At 63.0% G+C, this 508-nt stretch carries 1 protein-coding gene; it reads left to right on the plus strand.

Going from position 1 to position 508, the window contains the following annotated elements:
• The coding region (locus tag D1614_RS26225; RefSeq protein ID WP_206610230.1) for a hypothetical protein at positions 1-270 on the plus strand (270 nt) is incomplete at its 5' end.
• Between the last annotated feature and the right edge of the window lie 238 nt (positions 271-508).

The following is a 508-nucleotide window of genomic DNA, read 5'->3' on the forward strand; positions in this document are numbered from 1 at the left end:
GCGCTTCTTGTCGCCAGTCTCTCACTCGCTCCGGCTGCATCTGCCTTCGTGCTGCACCTCGATCACGCGTTGTCCTCCCACAACCCCGTGGTTACCTTGGGGGGCAGCCCCATGTCTTCTGCTGCGATCGACGTCTACGACGTGTCGACTGCAAAAGGCGTTGTCGTTGTGAAGTCTCTGGCGGCGCAGGAGCGCTATGTCGTCATGCTCAGGAACCCTGGCCGGTTCCCTGTTGCGTTTCGGCTCGATCTCTTCGAGGCGGGGGGGTGATGCAGCTCTGCGCGGGACAAAGCCCGTTGAGCTCGTGGTGGAAGCCGGAGAAGAGCGCCAATTCGCAATGGAGGCCTGGATGCCAATGCGCGTCGCCATCACCGTCCCATAGCAGTCGGCTGGCGCGTTAGGCTGCAGACTGTGCCGGCGACATTGGCGTGCTCGAACAACGCGAGCACGCCGATCATGGCGACGGCGCAAGAGCCGATTCGGCTCCGATGGCGCTGTTGTCCACGTC

Source organism: Maribellus luteus, assembly GCF_003576475.1.
In the GTDB taxonomy this organism is placed as follows: domain Bacteria; phylum Bacteroidota; class Bacteroidia; order Bacteroidales; family Prolixibacteraceae; genus Draconibacterium; species Draconibacterium luteum.